The organism is Flavobacterium psychrotrophum, assembly GCF_003403075.1.
Taxonomy (GTDB): Bacteria; Bacteroidota; Bacteroidia; order Flavobacteriales; family Flavobacteriaceae; genus Flavobacterium; species Flavobacterium psychrotrophum.
Genome location: NZ_CP031557.1, coordinates 3,757,183 through 3,773,748, shown reverse-complemented (window position 1 = coordinate 3,773,748; position 16,566 = coordinate 3,757,183). Strand labels below are relative to the sequence as shown.

Below are 16,566 nucleotides of genomic sequence, written 5' to 3'. Positions count from 1 at the left end.
TGTAATTTAAAGTCACCTTTCGGCAGGTGGCTTTTTTTAATATAATAATTTCAAGATGAAAGATGTAGAGTTGTTTAAAATCGAAGCCGAAAAGTTATTAAACGAATACCAATTACTGTTGCGGGAGAAATTACAAAATGTCTTTTTATTTTCTGAAAGGTCTGATGTTGAGTCAGCTTTAACAGATGATTTTTATATTGAGGTTTATAAATTAACCAGGAAATTTAATGTAATTAATGAGCCCAACATCGAAAACTACCTGTCAAATTTAGAGATAAGACTGTTAGAATAAAAAAGCCACCCCGAATAAAATACCAACCATACTCTCAAAAGTTAATCAATTCAAAGAAATAGGTGTTGAGGTTAATAGCTTATTTACTAATACCCGCAATTATATTTACCGTTAACGCTACAATTATGGTGTTAAATACAAAAGATATAAGGCTGTGCATAAGCACGTAGCGCCTTACGGTTTTAGATGAAATAGTAACATCTGATACCTGAAACGTCATGCCTATTACAAACGAGAAATAAGCAAAGTCAATATAATCGGGCTTTTCGGCATTAGGAAAGTCGATACCGCCGCCTTCAGCCCCGGTTTTTTTATCGTGGTAGTTATGAAACAGGTGCGCATAACGAATGGTAAATATGGTGTGGAGCAATATCCACGAGGTGGTTACCGCAAGTATGGTAACTACAGTCAGCAGTTCTTTATCCCATGCTGAATTTTGGGTGTTTAACAGTAGTAATATGGTTCCTGAAAAGCTAACACATACAGCTGTAAGCACCAGGGTAAATATTACCCTTATGTCTTCGTCCTGCCTTTTTACAATAGTATGCTGCTGGGCAGCCGTAGTATTAAAAAATAACAGCCAGCTAAGCGTTATCATGGTAAGGGCAAATACATCCCAACACAATATAATGCTTGTTATATTGCTTAGATCGAGCACCCGCGTTATGCCATAAGCACCCGCGGCAAAAAATAACGAAATGAAGAGTTTTTGGTATCCGCTTGTACGGGCAGCCCATTTAGGTGGTGTAGTTTTTCTATCCATGATTTATATTCCCTCTAACATTCAAAGATAAACTAAAACATAATGCCCGTACTATAGATTATGGTAATGGCTAAGTGCCTCATAAATTATTTTTCTTACTCAGCGCGCTAAGTATCGCCCCCGTAACTAAAGCTCCCAGTACATAGTAGCCCACTGTAAGCGCTTTTGTTTTTGGTGTTTTGGTAACGGGTTCATCATCCAGCCCCATTGGTTCGGGCAGGGTAATGGCACCCACACCCGCAGATATACCCATGGTTACGGCACGTTGCCATATATACTTTGGGTCGCCCGCACCTATGGCGCTAAAATAAATACCATTGCTTATAATATCACCCGCCAGGGTAGCACCATATAATACTTTTTCATCTTTAATTTCGGTGCCAAAATAACGCAGGGTATTTTGCAGGGCTTCTTCACCCAGCTTATCTACGCGGGGCATATTCTTGTCGGTTTTCTTCAGGCTTTCGTGTAGTATGTTCAGGGCTACCGCACCGCCAAGCCCGGCTAAAAGGTTATGTACTTTACTCATGGCAAATTTTTATTTTTAGTGTTTATAGTAATTATTATAAATAATAGTTTGTTAGACAGTAATTCACCACAAAGGACACAAAGGGTTTCACTAAGATCACAAGGCTAACCCTGAATATCTTTCTAAAGGTTTCAACTTTTTTTAAGGATTAAAGTACACAAAGCTGTATGGCAGCTTTGTGACCATTATCACTTTTACAGAGTCTTTATTATGCCTCTTTGTGCTCTTAGTGAAACCCTTTGTGTTCTCTGTGGTTAAAATATATTTCAGCGAACTGTTTATAACAGTAAATGGCATTATCATAAAGTTCACTTTTATTTTAATGTGTTGCTGTTATGCTACCGTTAAAGTTACACCACTTACATATTTAGTATAGTCCAAAATGGTTTAAATGTCACGCGAAGGCGCAAAGCTTTGCGAGTTATCAGTCGGTTGTGTCAGAACTTAATGAGAGTAAAGCTTTGCGCCTCTGCGCCTTTGCTAGAAAAAAAATATTTCAACTGTATCATATTTTCATTTCGTCTTAGAAACGCAACCACTATAAAAGTGATGTTCTTACAGAATTTTTCAAATTCTAACCCAAACCCACCAAATCCTAAACCATAGCGGGTGTATGCCTGTAACCCCGCTTGTGGGCGGAGTAGTTTGATAATTTTGTTAACGGATTGTACTTGTTGTCCCATTTTAAACACATCCTGTAATGAAAAAGAAAGGTTTTGCCATAATTGCTGTTGTATTGATAATAGGCCTTGCCAGTGCTTTTATATGGTATGGATATTTATATAAGGATGCCCGTAATGTAAGCGATGAAGAAGCAACCTATAGCCTGACCGCAGAAAACCTGACCGCAGATTATGAAGCCGCACAGCAAACTGCCGATACCAAGTACCTGAACAAGACCATAGCAGTAAGTGGGGTGGTAACTACCGTAAACGATTCTGTTGTAACGCTTGATGGCAAAGTGTTTTGTGGTTTTGATAAAAAGATGGACCAGCCCGAAGGTAAGACCATTACTGTAAAGGGCAGGTGCATAGGCTACGACGAGCTTTTTGGCGAAGTAAAGCTGGACCAGTGTACACTTAAATAATTACCTAAATACAATGAAGAGATTTTTACCGGCGCTATGCCTTATGTTCGGCTTTTTTGCCCACGCGCAGGACGACCTGCTCAACGAGCTGGATAGTACACAGGTGCAGGATACCTATGCCGCTGCAGCCTTTAAAGGCCTGCAGGTAGTAACGCTGCAAACTACTAAAATGCCCGCGGCTAAAGAATGGTATGTGGTGGTTTCGCACCGCTTTGGTACCGTAAAGAATGGCTTTGATACCTTTTTTGGGCTTGATAATGCTACAACAAAACTGGGGGCAATATATGGGGTAACGAACTGGCTATCGGCAAGTGTTTCCCGCCACACCATGCTTAAAATGTATGAAGGGTCATTAAAATACAGGCTGGCACGCCAAAGTGCTGCATTTCCGTTTGAGGTTGCAGGCTACAGCACGCTGGATATTAATACGTTCCTTGAAAAAGAAGCATACCCCAAAATAGAATTTTCAGACCGGCTTACTTATGTGCAGCAGCTTATAGTATCGCGCAAGTTTAGCGATGCGCTGTCGCTTGAGTTAGTGCCATCGTTCATTCACCGCAACCTGCGCGATGCCGTTAACGAAAAAGAAAACCAGTTCTCTGTAGGTGCCGGGGGCAGGATAAAGCTTACCAAGCGTATGTCACTTAACCTGGAGTATGCCTATAATGTTGATAAGCCCGATTATTATAAAAACCCATTATCTGTAGGCCTTGATATAGAAACCGGCGGCCACATTTTCCAGATGGTATTCAGCAATTCACAGGCCATGACAGAGAGTGGTTACCTTACTAATGCTGCGGGCGACTGGAGCAAGGGCGATTTCTTTTTCGGGTTTAATTTATACAGGGTTTTTTAAAAGTTGCTAAAGATGAAAAAATATATAGTACTGCCATTACTTGCCGTGGGTTTGCTGAGTTGCGAATCGCACACCTATGAAGATATTGAAGATACGGTACCCGTTACAGATACAATTACCTACACTGCTAATGTAAAAAGCATTATAGATGCTAATTGTGTAAGCTGCCATGCTAATGGGCGATCGGCATCATTTCGTCCGCTTACTACTTATGCTGAGGTTAAGGATGCCGTGCAAAATTCAGGAGTACTGGACCGTATACAGCGCCAGAATGGCGAAGACGGCATTATGCCACAAACCGGGCGCATGCCGCAAAGTGATATTAACGTGATATTGCAATGGAGTGCCGATGGCCTTCGTGAAAATTAAATAAGAATTGCTATGAAAAAGAGAAATATACTGTTACTGCTTACCCTGCTGGCTACGACCGTTTTTTACGGCCAGAAATATACCACTAAAACAGGTAGTATAAAATTTGAGGCCAGCGTACCGTCTTTTGAGGAGGTGGCAGGCGAAAACAAAACCGCCAGTGCTGTAGTGGTAGCCGAAACGGGAGACATTGCCGTGCTTGCCCTCATGAAAGGCTTCCGTTTTAAAGTAGCCCTTATGGAGGAGCATTTTAATGAAAACTACGTGGAGTCGGATAAATTCCCGAAGGCGACTTTTAAAGGTAAGATCGAGGGATTTGACATTACTAAGGTTTCGGCGGAAGCTAAAACCTTTACCATATCCGGCGACCTTACCCTGCACGGAAAAACGAAACATATTACCGATGTTGCCAAAATATCAAAACAGGGCAATAGCCTTGTAATTACAGGCGACTTTGATGTAAAGCCCGAAGATTTTGCCATAGAGATACCGGCATTAGTCAGCAAAAAAGTGGCCGATAAAATTAAGGTGGCCTACAACCTGCAACTTGTAAAATAAGTAGTTATGGAAAAAATATTTATCCTTTTTGTAACCGTTGTACTCCCGGCCTTATGTATGGCACAGGGCAAAGATGTGTTTGATACTGCCCGTACCGGCACAGTAGAAGAGATGAAGGTATTGGTCAAAAAAAATACCGATACCATTAACGCGATCAACGCTGCCGGATTTTCGCCATTGATACTGGCCTGCTACCGTGGCAACAATGGCGTAGCAGAATACCTTGCCAGGAACGTAAAGGACGTAAACTACAACAGTAGTAACGGTACTGCACTGGCGGCGGCGGCCGTAAAGGGAAACACGGCGCTCGCAAAGCTGCTGCTGGAAAACAAAGCCAACCCAAACCTGCCCGATGGCGGTGGCATGACGCCTATTGTATATGCCATACAGTTTGAAAATAAAGACCTTGTAACGCTCCTGCTACAGCATAAGGCAAAAACCGACATTAAAGATAACGACGGCCATACACCTTATGACCATGCCGTAATTTCTAAAAACCAGGAAATCATAAACCTTTTCAAAAAATAAAACGCTCATGAAAAAATTATTACTCACAGCATTAATGGCGGTTTCGGCTTTAGGGGCATTCGCCCAAAGCAAAACTACGGGGGTTGTTACCCTTAGCAGTGGCTATACTGCAAAGCTGGACCTTAACAGTGGCACCAGTACAGCTACACTTACCCTTGCAGGCCCATCAGACCGCTGGTTTGCCCTTCAATTTGGTTCGTTTGCTACCGGAGGCGGAATGATGGACGGTACTGATGTGGTTTACTTTAACGGTACTACCCTTGTAGATGCAACCCAAAACGGTATTGGTGCAATGCCTTCAACAGATACGAATGACTGGACTGTAACCAGCAATACCACAAGCGGCAGCACCCGTACCCTTGTAGCCACCCGGTCTTTTGCAGGCGGTGCTAATGATTATGTATTTAACTATGCCGATGCCAATATTGATTTTGCATGGGCTCGTGGTTCAAGCGCTTCATTTTCAATTGCTAACCATGGCGGTAACCGTGGCTACCAGCTTAACAAAGCCTTCAATTGCCTTGCCCCGGATGCCCCTGCTGCACAGCCTCAGGCATTTTGTGGTGGCGCTACCGTAGCTAACCTTACCGCTACAGGTAGTAGCCTTAACTGGTACAGTGCTGCGACAGGCGGATCGGCATTAGCTGCTACAACAGCTTTAACATCTGCAACATATTATGTATCGCAATCGGCAGGTGCTTGCGAAAGTACACGTACACCGGTTGCGGTTACTGTAACTACAGTTAACGCACCTACGGCTGCTTCGCAATCATTTTGTAATTCAGGCACTGTGGCTAACTTAACAGCTACAGGTGCAAACGGTGCTACTATAAGCTGGTATACAGCTGCAACAGGTGGCACGGCACTTGCGGATACTGCTGCACTTGCAAGCGGTACTTACTATGCAGAACAAACCGTAGGTTCTTGTTCAAGTACAAGGGCTGCTGTAACGGTTACTGTTACTACTGTTGCCGCACCTACTATTCCTGAGCAAACATTTTGTGCGGGTGTTACTGTGTCGGCAATTTGGACGAATACCGGCAATATTAAATGGTACAGTACTATTGGCGGTGCAGAGCTTGCCGGTACAACGCCACTGGCCACCGGCACATATTATGCTACACACACGCTTAACGGCTGCGAAAGTGCTGCTACACCGGTTCCGGTAACGATAACTACTACAGCGTCAGTAACAGGCAGCCAGACGCAGGATTTTACTGAAGGCCAAACCATTGCCGACCTTACTGTGGGTGTTATTGCAGGGGCTGCTGTTAGCTGGTATACCCTTGTTGGAACTGAATATACCGGAGTGCCTGACACAACACCACTTGTTGACGGTACTACCTATTACGTTACCCAGGTGTTTAACAACTGCGAAAGTGCTTATTATGGAATTACTGTAAACGCAACCGCGGGTATTGAAAACTTTAGCCTTAAAGGGCTTAAAGCCTACCCTAATCCGGTAAGCAGTGTGGTAACGCTAAGTGCTAACAGCAGCCTTTCAAACATCACTATTAATAATATGCTGGGGCAGCAGGTGCTTACCCAAAAAGTTGCGGGCACAAGTGCCGAAGTTAATATGGCACAACTGCCTGTAGGTACTTATCTTATAAAGGCTTCAGCCGATAATGGTGCTACGGCAACTGTACGCATTGTAAAGCAATAAATACTATCAGGTTTTTTTATATTGGTTGGTACAAAGCCGCTATTTCTCCCAGAGAAAGGCGGCTTTGTCGTTTTCTTGAAGTTCAAATAAATTATCGTTGGGTGTAAAACAGAATGTGGTTAATGTTTTTTCAGGGCTTAATTTATTTTAGTAAAGATCATGTTTTCAGGCATTTTTGGTGGGTCTATATTCTCATCTAATGCCTGCCATTCCATATGCCACTTTAGCTGTGCGGGAGTACCGGGCATAAATTCAAGATACAACCATGCTTTATAATTAGATCCGGGCGCATCAGGCTCCCAGTATATTAGTTTTATTTTGTTAGTGTTTTGAGGATTCAGGAAAGAGCTACCGCTGATATAGTCTGATAAGCCGCTTTCATTAAGAGTGTTAAAAATTACCTGACCATTTTTAGTGTACTTTAGACGAGCATATATAATATCCCGACTATAATTTCCACCTCTATACTCGCGATTGGTTTTAAAAAATTTCACCTCTATATGTTCAGTGGGGTTCACAGGGGTATTTTGATAATTCCACGAGCCGAGAAATTTATCTAATACACGGTTTAAGTCTGCATAATGCTTAGTCGTGTTTGTGTTAGGCAAATTATTTAAAAAATTTTCGACAGCAACCACATCCTGGCTGTAAGAAATACAGCCAGTAATAAAACATAATATGGTTAGTGCTTTTTTCAATACTCAGTTTATTTTAGTAAGCAGCATTTCGGCGGGAATCTTAAAAGATGTTGCATCTCTGGCGGTGCCATCAGGGCAAGGCTCGTTTGGGTTATAGCCTAAAGAAATTTCCTGCCGTTGCCACTGTATTTTAGGAGCTGAGCCTTGTGCTGATGTCACGAAGTCCAAAACTATATTTCCATACCTGTTGCGCTCGCATGTTCCTGAAACTGGAGGCTCGGTATAGAATAGGATAATAACAGAAAAATTTTTGACCTCATCACCCCAAATATAGAAAGAACCAGGGTTTCCCTGACTGCTATAGGTGTTATAAACGGTAACCCATTCGTTGTTTATTTTTTGCTTATAAATAAAATCGGTGTTAATCCTGTCGGTATGCTGACTGAGTGTAGTAGCCTGAACTTTTGTTTTTTCGTATTTTACAAGTGTAATTTTGAAGTATTCATTTTGGGTACTATATTCCCAACTCCCTAAAAATTTATTCAAGATGAGGTTTACATCCTTAAAGTAAATATTGTTTTGGTCAGAATAAGTGTAGTATTGCTCAATGGGTTTAACCACATCCTGGCCATAGGTTATACAGCAAGTAATAAAACATAATATGGTTAATGTTTTTTTCAATAGTTAGTTTACTTTAGTAAAGATCATGTTTTCCGGCATTTTTGGTGGGTCTATATTCTCATCTAATGCCTGCCATTCCATATGCCATTTTAGCTGTGCAGGAGTGCCGGGCATAAATTCAAGATACAACCATGCTCTATACTTCGCACCGGGCGCATCCGGCTCACTATAAAGCAATCTTATTTTATTTGTATTTTGTGGGTCTGGAAAACTGCTGCCATATATATCATGCATGATTTCGTTGCTATTAAGCGTGTTAAAAATAACCTGATCGTTCTTACTATATTTTACACGAGCATATATAATATCTTCTTTATATTTAGCTCCTGGGCTTTCTACATTTGTTTTAAAAAATACAACTTCTATTTGCTCCGTTGGATTTTGAGATGCATTTTGGTACTTCCATGAACCGAGAAATTTATCTAATACACGGTTTATGTCTGCATAATACTTCATTGTCGTGTAGTCTGGCAAATTATTTAAAAAATTTTCTACAGCAACCACATCCTGGCTGTAAGAAATACAGCCCATAATAAAACATAATATGGTTAGTGTTTTTTTCAATGCTTAGTTTACTTTAGTAAAGATCATGTTTTCCGGCATTTTTGGTGGGTCTATATTTTCATCTAATGCCTGCCATTCCATATGCCATTTTAGCTGTGCAGGAGTGCCGGGCATAAATTCAAGATACAACCATGCTCTATACTTCGCACCGGGCGCATCCGGCTCACTATAAAGCAATCTTATTTTATTTGTATTTTGTGGGTTTAAAAAACTGCTGCCATATATATCATACATGATTTCGTTGCTATTAAGCGTATTAAATATTACCTGTCCATTCTTACTATATTTTACCCGGGCATCTATAATATCGCGGCTATAATTTGCCCCTGGATATTCTACATTCCCTTTAAAAAATACAACTTCTATATGTTCCGTTGGATTTTGAGATGCATTTTGGTACTTCCATGAACCGAGAAATTTATCTAATACACGGTTTATGTCTGCATAATACTTCATTGTCGTGTAGTCTGGCAAATTATTTAAAAAATTTTCTACAGCAACCACATCCTGGCTGTAAGAAATACAGCCCATAATAAAACATAATATGGTTAGTGTTTTTTTCAATGCTTAGTTTACTTTAGTAAAGATCATGTTTTCCGGCATTTTAGGAGGGTCTATGTTCTCATCTAATGCTTGCTATTTTGCGCTGCTAAAGTATTGGTATTTATGCTTTTGTTGTGTGTGTTAACAAATATTTAACTGTTAAAAATACGCCCTCAATTGCACACTTCCGGTATGCACGGCTTTGCTGGTTTCGCTCTTCCGACCCTGGTAGTTAACGTTGATGTCCAGGAACTGCGTAAGGCTTTTTTGCAGCAGCAGGCGCCACGTAGTGTTGTTACCGGCAGTAAGCCCCTGAAGCATCTGGTAGGCAGCAGCAGTGGTTTGCTCGCCTGTAAAATCATTCTTGTATAGCGAAAATTCGCCGCTGGTAGTAAAACCTTTGGCAGAAGCATAAGTAAACGAAGTACCAATGCGTTGCTGGCTCAGGGTTTCGAGGGCACCAATGGTATTTTCCTTATTCTGGTATTCATAAAACACATCCCAGCTGGCATCGCGCGAAAAGATATAAGATACTTTAGGCCCCACAAGGTAGTTACTGATGTCATAATCTTTAGCATCATAATTACTGGCGTGGCTGGATGAATTGCCTGCCTGCCCGGCGAACGACAGCAGCCACAACTTTTGTATAAGGTGGGCATACTGCAACTGGTGCGATAGTATAGTACCATCCTGCGAACCTACCGAAAGCAGGCTTTTGCTGCGGCTGTTGAGGTAGGTATAAGTAACAGAATGCTTTTGCTTGCCACGATTATAAAAAAGGCTGTTGCGAAAGGCCACGTTTAGCCCCAACAGGTTTTCTTCGGATGATGAGAACGGGTTGAGGTCAAAGTTGCTGCCGTTGCGTTCTATCTTTCGATCGGCCTGGTAGGAAGCCTGGTCATAAAAATATGAAAGGAACTTTTTAAACCCGCCCTGGCTTTGCCACTGCGTAGGGTTTAGCGTTACTGACTGTGCAAACTTGTTCTGGTGGGTACCGCGATACACCTGGTTAGGCAGGTATACCCTAACGTAAATAGCCTGATCCGGGAAAGGGGCAACTTCAAACTCCTGCAATTCCTGTATGCCGTTGTTGTTATAATCGTTCCAGCGGTACACGCCCTGCCCGGGGGCAACTTCTATATAGGTAAATTCCTGTTCGGCAATCTGTCCGGAGAGGGTTTCAAAAGCGGTAGTAACCTGTACCAGCTGGTTCCAGTAGCGGTCATTATATAACAGGCGTGAGTTAAGCGATGGCTGGTTTTTATAGGCAGGATCGGTAAACTTCAGGTTACGGTAGTTTACAAACAGGCTCAGGTCGCTTTTCTCGGTCTTTAAAAGGCGCGATTTTAAGTAATACGAGCGTGATGTGTTAACAAGGTCCAGCAGGGTGCCCACAAGACTGTCGTTTGCCCGTTGCAGGTAGCCAAGTTCGACATATACCTTAGTGCTGTCGCCACGGCCTACAAAAGCGCCATACTCTGTAAAGCTTTGGCTCAGGGTACTGTACTGGTTGGTTTCTTTTAGCTTCTCTTTATTGTTTTCTAACCTTAACGACGCACCCACCCAGTTCTTGCCAAAATGGTATTTTGATAACGCCTCGTTCCTTAAAAAAGTCGATTTGCTGTAAGCGCCATCGCTATCCATAAAGCTGCCGTTGTTTTGCACGGTAAAGCTGCCAAATTTCATTTGCGCGTTAGCTACATGGCGGGTACCGGTAAAGGTGTTGCCAAAATCAAGCTTTTCTACCTGGTAGGTAGCCTGCCCGTTCTTAGGCAGTTTAAGGGTAGTACCTGCTATAAGGTAACTCTGGTTATTATCGGTAGTAACAATATTGGTAAGGTTCCAGTCGCGGTTAAATTCGATGTTGAACAAACGCTCTATCGTCCTGAAGTCTTTTTGCACAAACTGATAATTGGCAAAGGCATCAAGGGCAAGGTTTTCGCGAGTAAAAATGCGCTGTTTACCATCAAACTTAAGAGCCACGCCGTTGTTGTTACCATCATCTATGGGCGAATACAGGTTGAGGTCGTTATTACTCATACCGGCCTCAAAGTCAAGCAACGTTTTTTCTGACGGATTGTATTTTCCCAGTACTGTGGCAATTTGTATTTTGCTTGGCGGTGTAAGGCGAATTACAGGTTCATAGCTGCCCCGCATAACCCCGCCTACCGGAGCTTCATACACATAAATTTTGCCAATGGCGTTGGCGTTAGAAAGGTTATAATTGCCCAGGCCTGCCCCCACAAGGGTAAAGCGCACGTTGTACAGCTCATCTTCAGGGTTGCTGGATTGTTCAAAAACCTCTACACCATCAATAATTACTTTGCGGTATAGTATCTTGTTTTCGCTATAGCTGTCTACATAGGCAGACGGCGCTGTCATTAAGTTGTTGTTGTCGCCTGCCTGTTGCAGCGTAGCCACTTGTTCTGCCGTAAGGCTTTGTTGCAGCGGCTGGTTTTTCATGTCGTTCTCACTATACACATACCCGCCTATGCTCCAGTCTTCTTCTTGGTGGGTAATACCGCCGTAGGTAACAAAACGGGTGTAGTTTTGTTGGGTGTACTGGTACTCTACGTTAATACGCATTTCGCTGGTAATGGGGAATAGGGAGGTGAATATAATCTCACCGGCGTTGTAATCAATAACATAATCATTGTTCTCGCCGCGTTCTAAAAGTACCCCGTTTACATACACACGCTCTGAGCCCGAGATGACCAGTACATACAACTCGCCATTATTACCGGTAAGCTTATACGGCCCCTGGTTACCCTCTGTGCCCGTAAAGGTACTGCGCGCATACTGCCCACGAACGAGTGCCGCCGCCGCATTGATGGTTGTTTTACTATCGGGCTTGCCAAAGGTAAATGTGGTATTGAGTCCCTGTACTTTTTTATTGAAATTAAGGAATCGCGACTGCCGGTTTTCTAAAAAGAGGTCGCCCGCCCGCACGTTCCAATTATCGCTGAACATTTCTATAAATATCTGGTCAAACTCATCAAGCCGCTGTGAGTAGCCGCCCTCCTGTAACGGAATGTTACTGTCCTGAATACTCGCGCGCAGGCTTACCTTATCAGATAATTTTCCGGTAACCTGTAAGTCGAGGTTAGAGTTAACCACCGCATTCTGGTTGTTACCCACAGTTATTCCTCGGGTTATACTACCCGATGTGGTAAGGCCGTTAAAAGGCTTAAAGGTGCCCTGCGAATTTTGCTGTATGGCATACCGTTGTCCGGTAAGGGCATCGTTAGGTATTACGCGGCTGTTTTCGTAAATACTGTATTTTTTGGTAAGATAATCGGGGTAGGGCAGGTAGCTTAGCTGTAGGCTGTCTTCTGTGGTGTAGCCATTTTTAAGCACAACCGTAGCGGTACTAAAATCAACGCTATAGTTAGTGCTGTCAATTTCTTTACCTGCGGCATCTTTTAAGGAAAAGTAAGCGGGGTTAACCGAAATGCTGTCAATACGAATGGTATCCTGAACGGGCAGTGCCCTGCGGGTTTTATAGGGCGTAGGGTTGTCCTGCGCATACGCTGCCGCGGCACAAAACAACATCAACCATAAAAGCCCGTTTTTTAGCATCTTAACCCTATAAACTCAAAAAGTACAAAAGTAGTGTATTTTCGAAAGTTTATAGTTTATAGTTTGTGGTTACAAAGCGAGGATTATGGAGTAATGTGAAAATAAATGCTAGTTTATTTTTATGAAATATTATAATCTCTTTGCCCAGCTTTTTGGGGCTCTTGAAGTGTGGAAAATACCAATTACAGTAATTTCATTTGGACGTATGATGTAATGTATGCCGTATGGAAATCTTTTAATGAAGAGTATCTTTACATTTTTATACCTTTTTTGAAAAGCTTTTGGACTTCTAACAATCTCTTCAATTCCTGCTTCAAGGCAGAGTTCAAAGTCAAAGGACAGGCCTTCACGCTGCTCTTCATACCAAATAACAATATCTTCAATGTCGTAAAGTGCTTCCTGTATAAAATGAACAGGCAACATTACCGTAGCTTTTTCATATGTGCCTTGACTTCACTCCACGAATATAATTTACTCTTACCTTCTTCAAGATTTTTAAGTCGTATATCCAGCTCTTTTTTAGTGTCATCAGGTACACTAATATCTTTTTTTGAGACACTGTCCCAAAGCTCTTCAGCCAAAATTATTTTTTCTGCGTTGCTATATTTGTTGAGGTCTTTCACATTCATGGCGCCAAAGTTTCTATAAAGATATAAATTTTAGATTAATGTCAGAAGTTGAAGTTTTATGACATATGTGGTTACTGAGCGATGGTCTTGAAGACGCTACCCGGATGCGGTTTATCCACACTGACCTATTTATTTGTCGAGAGGAAGGCTGCGCTCAGTATGACATTGCTTTAAAAACCTAGTAACTTTTAACGCAGCCCCTGATACGTTGCATTTTATAATTTATTAATTTTAATAAACTGAACCTTAAAATGGCAATGGTATGTTATGGGGAAACAAAAGCCTGTTTGATGCCCTGATGCAAAAGCGGCAGCATGATATAGCCGAAGCAGCGCTACTGCGTGAAGTGCGGGCAATACTTGAAAAAAATGAAACGGAACGCCGCGCGATAAAGAAAAGTCTTGCGCAGAGCAGCCCCGATACTGGTGCCAATACCTTTAATTTTGACCTGCTCGAAACCAACCGTATTTTTCATATTGACCAGATACGCGCCGTTTGTATTGATTATCGGCTTAGGTTTTTAAGCACCCACCTTTATAAAAGCATAATACCGGAAGAAGCGATTTCTAAAATAAATCAGCTACAAAAAAATCATAAAACAAAGCTTGGCGGCTTTATGATCGTGGCACCCTCTAAACAGTTTCATCTTGAAAATTATGACGATCCGTTACTGTTCGCACCCATAGGTAACGGCTATTATTACCTGGTACACAAGTGGGGAAATGACCTGCATCCGCTGCGTAAAATTATGGTAAGCCCCATGCGTAGCTTTGGTACATTGTTGTTGTTCCTGCTTTTTGTAAGCATTTTATTTACGCTGCTTATAACAAAACTCTTTTTTTATGGTACGCAAACCGGACAGTTTATGGCAATGGCTTTTTTGTTTACATTTAAATCGTTTTGTGGCATAGCGCTCTATTATTGCTTTTGGAAAGGCAAGAACTTTAATGTCAACATCTGGAACAGCCCGTACTACAACAAATAAAAAATCCCGAAAGGCAGGACGCCTCTCAGGATTTATATTCTAAAATTGTCGATTGGTTCGTTGGTTTTACTGGGTGCAAGATAGCAAGCAGGGCTACCTGTGTCAATCCCCATTAATGGGGATTTTTTGCATTCCCATAATAGCCCCAACCTGCCACTCTCTTTAAAATCTGTAGCTATGGTGTTTTTTTACCTGCCCGGTTATTTATAAAGGGTAGGCTCATATTAAACATGTGCAAATATTTAGAAATAAGACCTTTTAAAAACAGGTGGAAATACCTGTTTTTTGCAAATATCAAGAGCCTGTAAACAAAAAAGCCGCCCTAAAAGGGCGGCTTACTATTAAAAAACTAAGGTTATTGTAGAATTTCAAATTCCTGTGTATCGCCGGCATGTGCACTGCGTACATTTATGACCCTGCCATTTTCGCCTACTATAAAGGCAACAAATTCAAGGTTTGCGCTATTTGCAACATTAGCTGGTATGGCAGTGTTAAAGCTGCGTGTAAAGGTTTTGTAAATAGCTGTCTGGTCGCTGCTTATTGCATCGCCCATAATATCTGTAAGGCAGGCACGCAAAACGTGGTTGTGTTGCCAGTCTTCTATAACATCTACCCCATTATAAAAATCGGTATAGTTATGCTGCTCATAAATAAGTCCGTTCTCTAGCACATAGACCACTAATTTAAGGCCTGTAAAGTCGCGGCTAAACTGAGCGCTTACATCAATTGTAATGTTGCCATCTTTTACTACAGGGTTAAGTGCAAGACCCAACTTTGGGTTTTCGCCCTGGGTAAGGGCTATGGCCTGCGCTACATTGTTAGGCTCTGGGTTAGACCAACGGGTGCGGCGGTTAAGGTAGCCTTTAGGATATCCTACCGCACTTAGGGTGTTTTCTAACACACTTGCATCATAGTTATAAGGGTCGTAGTTAGCACTGGTAGGGTTGCTGCTTGGCCTGTGTATGGCTACAGGTACTACATTATCGCTTTGTGCCCTTACAAGCTCTATAGCCCAGGCCACACGGGTACAGTAACCACACCAGGTACCGGTATAATCTTCTATCAAAAGGCGTTTACGGTAGTTAAGCTCGCTACCATCGCCAAAGGTTACCGTAAGCGGTTCAGAGTCCAGGCTGCCATAAGTGGCTTTAACTTCATAAGACTGTAGCTTGTCTGATGTTAGTGTATTGGTACTTATTTCTTCGCCATCTACAAAAAAGTGCGCGTCGGCAGTGTGGTCTGTACCATTATTATCCTTTACCGTAAAAGTTATGGTTTGCCCGGCCAGTTTATTAGAACTGTCTGCCGTAAGGATAACCGAATCGTAAGACTGCAGCACTTCATAATCTGATGCGCAACCTGCCAGTAACAGTACAAAAGCAAATACCGGCGCGAATATTTTTTTCATTTTCATGTATCTTATTTACCGCTATAACAGCGGCATCTTTATAAAATATCCGTTACTTAGTTTTTAACGATCTTAACGGTAGCAGTTTTATTTGCTGCCGTTGTAAAACGTGCAAAGTAAACACCTGTTGTAAATGCTGAAAGGTCTACTGCCTGGGCTCCTGTTTTTACGCTCGCCGTTTTTACTACTTTTCCGTTAATGTCAAGTATTTGCAGGCCTGCATTTTGGGTAGCGGTAATGTTAAGCGCATTTTTTATTACTGTATTTTGCAGTGTAACGCCCATTTGCTGAAGCCCATCCAGGGTGTTAATGCTTGCGGTACTGTCATATGTATAGGTAAAGTCTAAAAGCTCTTCGGTTTCTGTAAAATCTCCGTCTTCATTTTTAGTGCCTTTTACAAAAGCAAGATGGTAGGTTACCGGCTGGCCATCTGTACCGGCATTAAAATTCCAGAAGTGGTCGTCAGTAGACGGTGTAGTTGCGCCTGCATCTAACGTTGCCGCAGGTATAATAAGGTTAGGCCAAATTTCATAAAGGCAGGTGTCAAAACAAAGCTGCACGTGCGAGCCGTCTACATTGCTGCTAAAACCTAATACTTTTACACCTACATTAAGCTCATCTTCGGTAAGGTTTGTAACCCTAAAACGTAGTTTGTTTTCAGGACTGCCTGTAGAAACAATGCTGTTAGTAATAAAGGTATCGCCATCATGCAGTTCTGCGCCGCCCGGCCTTACTACTGATATTTGTTGTGCCTGTGTAAGGGCACTTAGTGCCAGTGCCGCGATAAGGATAATTTTTTTCATTTTAATGTGGTAATAATTTATTTGCAATTTGTATTAAGTAAAAAATGCTACCGGAGGCAGAGGGCCGCATCCGATAGCTTTCTGTAAA

General features: G+C 42.1%; 19 protein-coding genes. 8 read left to right on the top strand and 11 right to left on the bottom strand.

The genetic code is table 11. From position 1 onward, the window contains the following. The first annotated feature begins 55 nt into the window (after positions 1–55). Entirely contained in the window at positions 56–292 is a 237-nt protein-coding gene (locus DYH63_RS16325; protein WP_116789811.1) for a hypothetical protein, read from the top strand. A gap of 79 nt (positions 293–371) precedes the next feature. Here DYH63_RS16325 and DYH63_RS16320 read toward each other — a convergent pair whose 3' ends face one another. Together DYH63_RS16320 and DYH63_RS16315 are read right to left on the bottom strand one after the other, a co-directional pair. Beyond that, the gene (locus DYH63_RS16320) at positions 372–1,055 is read right to left on the bottom strand and encodes a DUF1345 domain-containing protein (RefSeq protein ID WP_116789810.1); all 684 of its coding nucleotides are present in this window, start codon (positions 1,053–1,055) and stop codon (positions 372–374) included. 79 nt (positions 1,056–1,134) lie between these two features. After that, the gene (locus tag DYH63_RS16315) at positions 1,135–1,584 is read right to left on the bottom strand and encodes a hypothetical protein (protein ID WP_116789809.1); all 450 of its coding nucleotides are present in this window, start codon (positions 1,582–1,584) and stop codon (positions 1,135–1,137) included. A gap of 700 nt (positions 1,585–2,284) precedes the next feature. On the opposite strand from DYH63_RS16315, the gene DYH63_RS16305 reads away from it, so the two are divergent. Genes DYH63_RS16305 through DYH63_RS16280 form a run of 6 tightly spaced genes read left to right on the top strand, consistent with a single transcriptional unit; the run spans position 2,285 to position 6,648 of the window. Next, positions 2,285–2,671, top strand: a complete 387-nt coding sequence (locus tag DYH63_RS16305) for an OB-fold protein (RefSeq protein ID WP_116789807.1) — start codon at positions 2,285–2,287, stop codon at positions 2,669–2,671. 13 nt (positions 2,672–2,684) lie between these two features. After that, positions 2,685–3,527 (top strand): DUF5777 family beta-barrel protein, encoded by an 843-nt coding sequence (locus tag DYH63_RS16300; RefSeq protein ID WP_116789806.1) that lies wholly within the window; start codon positions 2,685–2,687, stop codon positions 3,525–3,527. 12 nt (positions 3,528–3,539) lie between these two features. Further along, on the top strand, positions 3,540–3,896 hold the full coding sequence (locus DYH63_RS16295; protein ID WP_116789805.1) for a cytochrome c family protein: 357 nt from the start codon (positions 3,540–3,542) through the stop codon (positions 3,894–3,896). A 12-nt stretch (positions 3,897–3,908) separates the two neighbouring features. Further along, positions 3,909–4,454 carry a YceI family protein gene (locus DYH63_RS16290; protein WP_116789804.1) on the top strand — a complete coding sequence of 182 codons (546 nt, stop codon included), beginning with the start codon at positions 3,909–3,911 and terminating at the stop codon, positions 4,452–4,454. A gap of 6 nt (positions 4,455–4,460) precedes the next feature. Beyond that, a complete protein-coding gene (locus DYH63_RS16285) occupies positions 4,461–4,982 on the top strand; it encodes an ankyrin repeat domain-containing protein (protein ID WP_116789803.1) in 522 nt (173 codons plus the stop codon). A gap of 7 nt (positions 4,983–4,989) precedes the next feature. After that, positions 4,990–6,648, top strand: a complete 1,659-nt coding sequence (locus DYH63_RS16280; protein WP_116789802.1) for an Ig-like domain-containing protein — start codon at positions 4,990–4,992, stop codon at positions 6,646–6,648. 137 nt (positions 6,649–6,785) lie between these two features. On the opposite strand, the gene DYH63_RS16275 is transcribed toward DYH63_RS16280, so the two are convergent. The 7 genes from DYH63_RS16275 to DYH63_RS16245 form a co-directional block, all read right to left on the bottom strand. After that, the gene (locus tag DYH63_RS16275) at positions 6,786–7,346 is read right to left on the bottom strand and encodes a DUF6705 family protein (protein WP_162927066.1); all 561 of its coding nucleotides are present in this window, start codon (positions 7,344–7,346) and stop codon (positions 6,786–6,788) included. 3 nt (positions 7,347–7,349) lie between these two features. Then, positions 7,350–7,967 carry a DUF6705 family protein gene (locus tag DYH63_RS16270; RefSeq protein ID WP_116789800.1) on the bottom strand — a complete coding sequence of 206 codons (618 nt, stop codon included), beginning with the start codon at positions 7,965–7,967 and terminating at the stop codon, positions 7,350–7,352. Between the two features lie 3 nt (positions 7,968–7,970). Beyond that, on the bottom strand, positions 7,971–8,531 hold the full coding sequence (locus tag DYH63_RS16265; protein WP_162927065.1) for a DUF6705 family protein: 561 nt from the start codon (positions 8,529–8,531) through the stop codon (positions 7,971–7,973). Positions 8,532–8,534: 3 nt separating this feature from the next. Further along, positions 8,535–9,095, bottom strand: coding sequence for a DUF6705 family protein (locus tag DYH63_RS16260; protein ID WP_162927064.1), 561 nt, complete (start codon positions 9,093–9,095; stop codon positions 8,535–8,537). 138 nt (positions 9,096–9,233) lie between these two features. Then, positions 9,234–12,653, bottom strand: coding sequence for a DUF8818 domain-containing protein (locus DYH63_RS16255; protein WP_116789797.1), 3,420 nt, complete (start codon positions 12,651–12,653; stop codon positions 9,234–9,236). Between the two features lie 129 nt (positions 12,654–12,782). Beyond that, positions 12,783–13,076, bottom strand: coding sequence for a type II toxin-antitoxin system RelE/ParE family toxin (locus DYH63_RS16250; RefSeq protein ID WP_116789796.1), 294 nt, complete (start codon positions 13,074–13,076; stop codon positions 12,783–12,785). Continuing rightward, positions 13,076–13,282, bottom strand: a complete 207-nt coding sequence (locus DYH63_RS16245) for an addiction module protein (protein ID WP_116789795.1) — start codon at positions 13,280–13,282, stop codon at positions 13,076–13,078. The genes DYH63_RS16250 and DYH63_RS16245 overlap by 1 nt, the downstream gene beginning before the upstream one ends. A gap of 262 nt (positions 13,283–13,544) precedes the next feature. Here DYH63_RS16245 and DYH63_RS16240 point away from each other — a divergent pair, with 262 nt between their 5' ends. Further along, positions 13,545–14,267: a hypothetical protein gene (locus DYH63_RS16240; RefSeq protein WP_116789794.1), complete on the top strand. Its 723-nt coding sequence runs from the start codon at positions 13,545–13,547 to the stop codon at positions 14,265–14,267. A 355-nt stretch (positions 14,268–14,622) separates the two neighbouring features. On the opposite strand, the gene DYH63_RS16235 is transcribed toward DYH63_RS16240, so the two are convergent. Together DYH63_RS16235 and DYH63_RS16230 are read right to left on the bottom strand one after the other, a co-directional pair. After that, positions 14,623–15,675: an Omp28-related outer membrane protein gene (locus DYH63_RS16235; RefSeq protein WP_162927063.1), complete on the bottom strand. Its 1,053-nt coding sequence runs from the start codon at positions 15,673–15,675 to the stop codon at positions 14,623–14,625. A 56-nt stretch (positions 15,676–15,731) separates the two neighbouring features. After that, positions 15,732–16,478, bottom strand: coding sequence for a T9SS type A sorting domain-containing protein (locus DYH63_RS16230; RefSeq protein WP_116789792.1), 747 nt, complete (start codon positions 16,476–16,478; stop codon positions 15,732–15,734). Positions 16,479–16,566: the final 88 nt, after the last annotated feature.

What these genes read in the sequence shown, in the direction of transcription:
- DYH63_RS16255 (WP_116789797.1), bottom strand. Translation starts at nt 12,653, where the DNA reads ATGCTAAAAAACGGGCTTTTATGGTTGATGTTGTTTTGTGCCGCGGCA.
- DYH63_RS16245 (WP_116789795.1), bottom strand. Translation starts at nt 13,282, where the DNA reads ATGAATGTGAAAGACCTCAACAAATATAGCAACGCAGAAAAAATAATT.
- DYH63_RS16230 (WP_116789792.1), bottom strand. Translation starts at nt 16,478, where the DNA reads ATGAAAAAAATTATCCTTATCGCGGCACTGGCACTAAGTGCCCTTACA.
- DYH63_RS16235 (WP_162927063.1), bottom strand. Translation starts at nt 15,675, where the DNA reads ATGAAAAAAATATTCGCGCCGGTATTTGCTTTTGTACTGTTACTGGCA.
- DYH63_RS16280 (WP_116789802.1), top strand. Translation starts at nt 4,990, where the DNA reads ATGAAAAAATTATTACTCACAGCATTAATGGCGGTTTCGGCTTTAGGG.
- DYH63_RS16240 (WP_116789794.1), top strand. Translation starts at nt 13,545, where the DNA reads ATGTTATGGGGAAACAAAAGCCTGTTTGATGCCCTGATGCAAAAGCGG.
- DYH63_RS16300 (WP_116789806.1), top strand. Translation starts at nt 2,685, where the DNA reads ATGAAGAGATTTTTACCGGCGCTATGCCTTATGTTCGGCTTTTTTGCC.
- DYH63_RS16315 (WP_116789809.1), bottom strand. Translation starts at nt 1,584, where the DNA reads ATGAGTAAAGTACATAACCTTTTAGCCGGGCTTGGCGGTGCGGTAGCC.
- DYH63_RS16285 (WP_116789803.1), top strand. Translation starts at nt 4,461, where the DNA reads ATGGAAAAAATATTTATCCTTTTTGTAACCGTTGTACTCCCGGCCTTA.
- DYH63_RS16320 (WP_116789810.1), bottom strand. Translation starts at nt 1,055, where the DNA reads ATGGATAGAAAAACTACACCACCTAAATGGGCTGCCCGTACAAGCGGA.
- DYH63_RS16305 (WP_116789807.1), top strand. Translation starts at nt 2,285, where the DNA reads ATGAAAAAGAAAGGTTTTGCCATAATTGCTGTTGTATTGATAATAGGC.
- DYH63_RS16250 (WP_116789796.1), bottom strand. Translation starts at nt 13,076, where the DNA reads ATGTTGCCTGTTCATTTTATACAGGAAGCACTTTACGACATTGAAGAT.
- DYH63_RS16325 (WP_116789811.1), top strand. Translation starts at nt 56, where the DNA reads ATGAAAGATGTAGAGTTGTTTAAAATCGAAGCCGAAAAGTTATTAAAC.
- DYH63_RS16295 (WP_116789805.1), top strand. Translation starts at nt 3,540, where the DNA reads ATGAAAAAATATATAGTACTGCCATTACTTGCCGTGGGTTTGCTGAGT.
- DYH63_RS16290 (WP_116789804.1), top strand. Translation starts at nt 3,909, where the DNA reads ATGAAAAAGAGAAATATACTGTTACTGCTTACCCTGCTGGCTACGACC.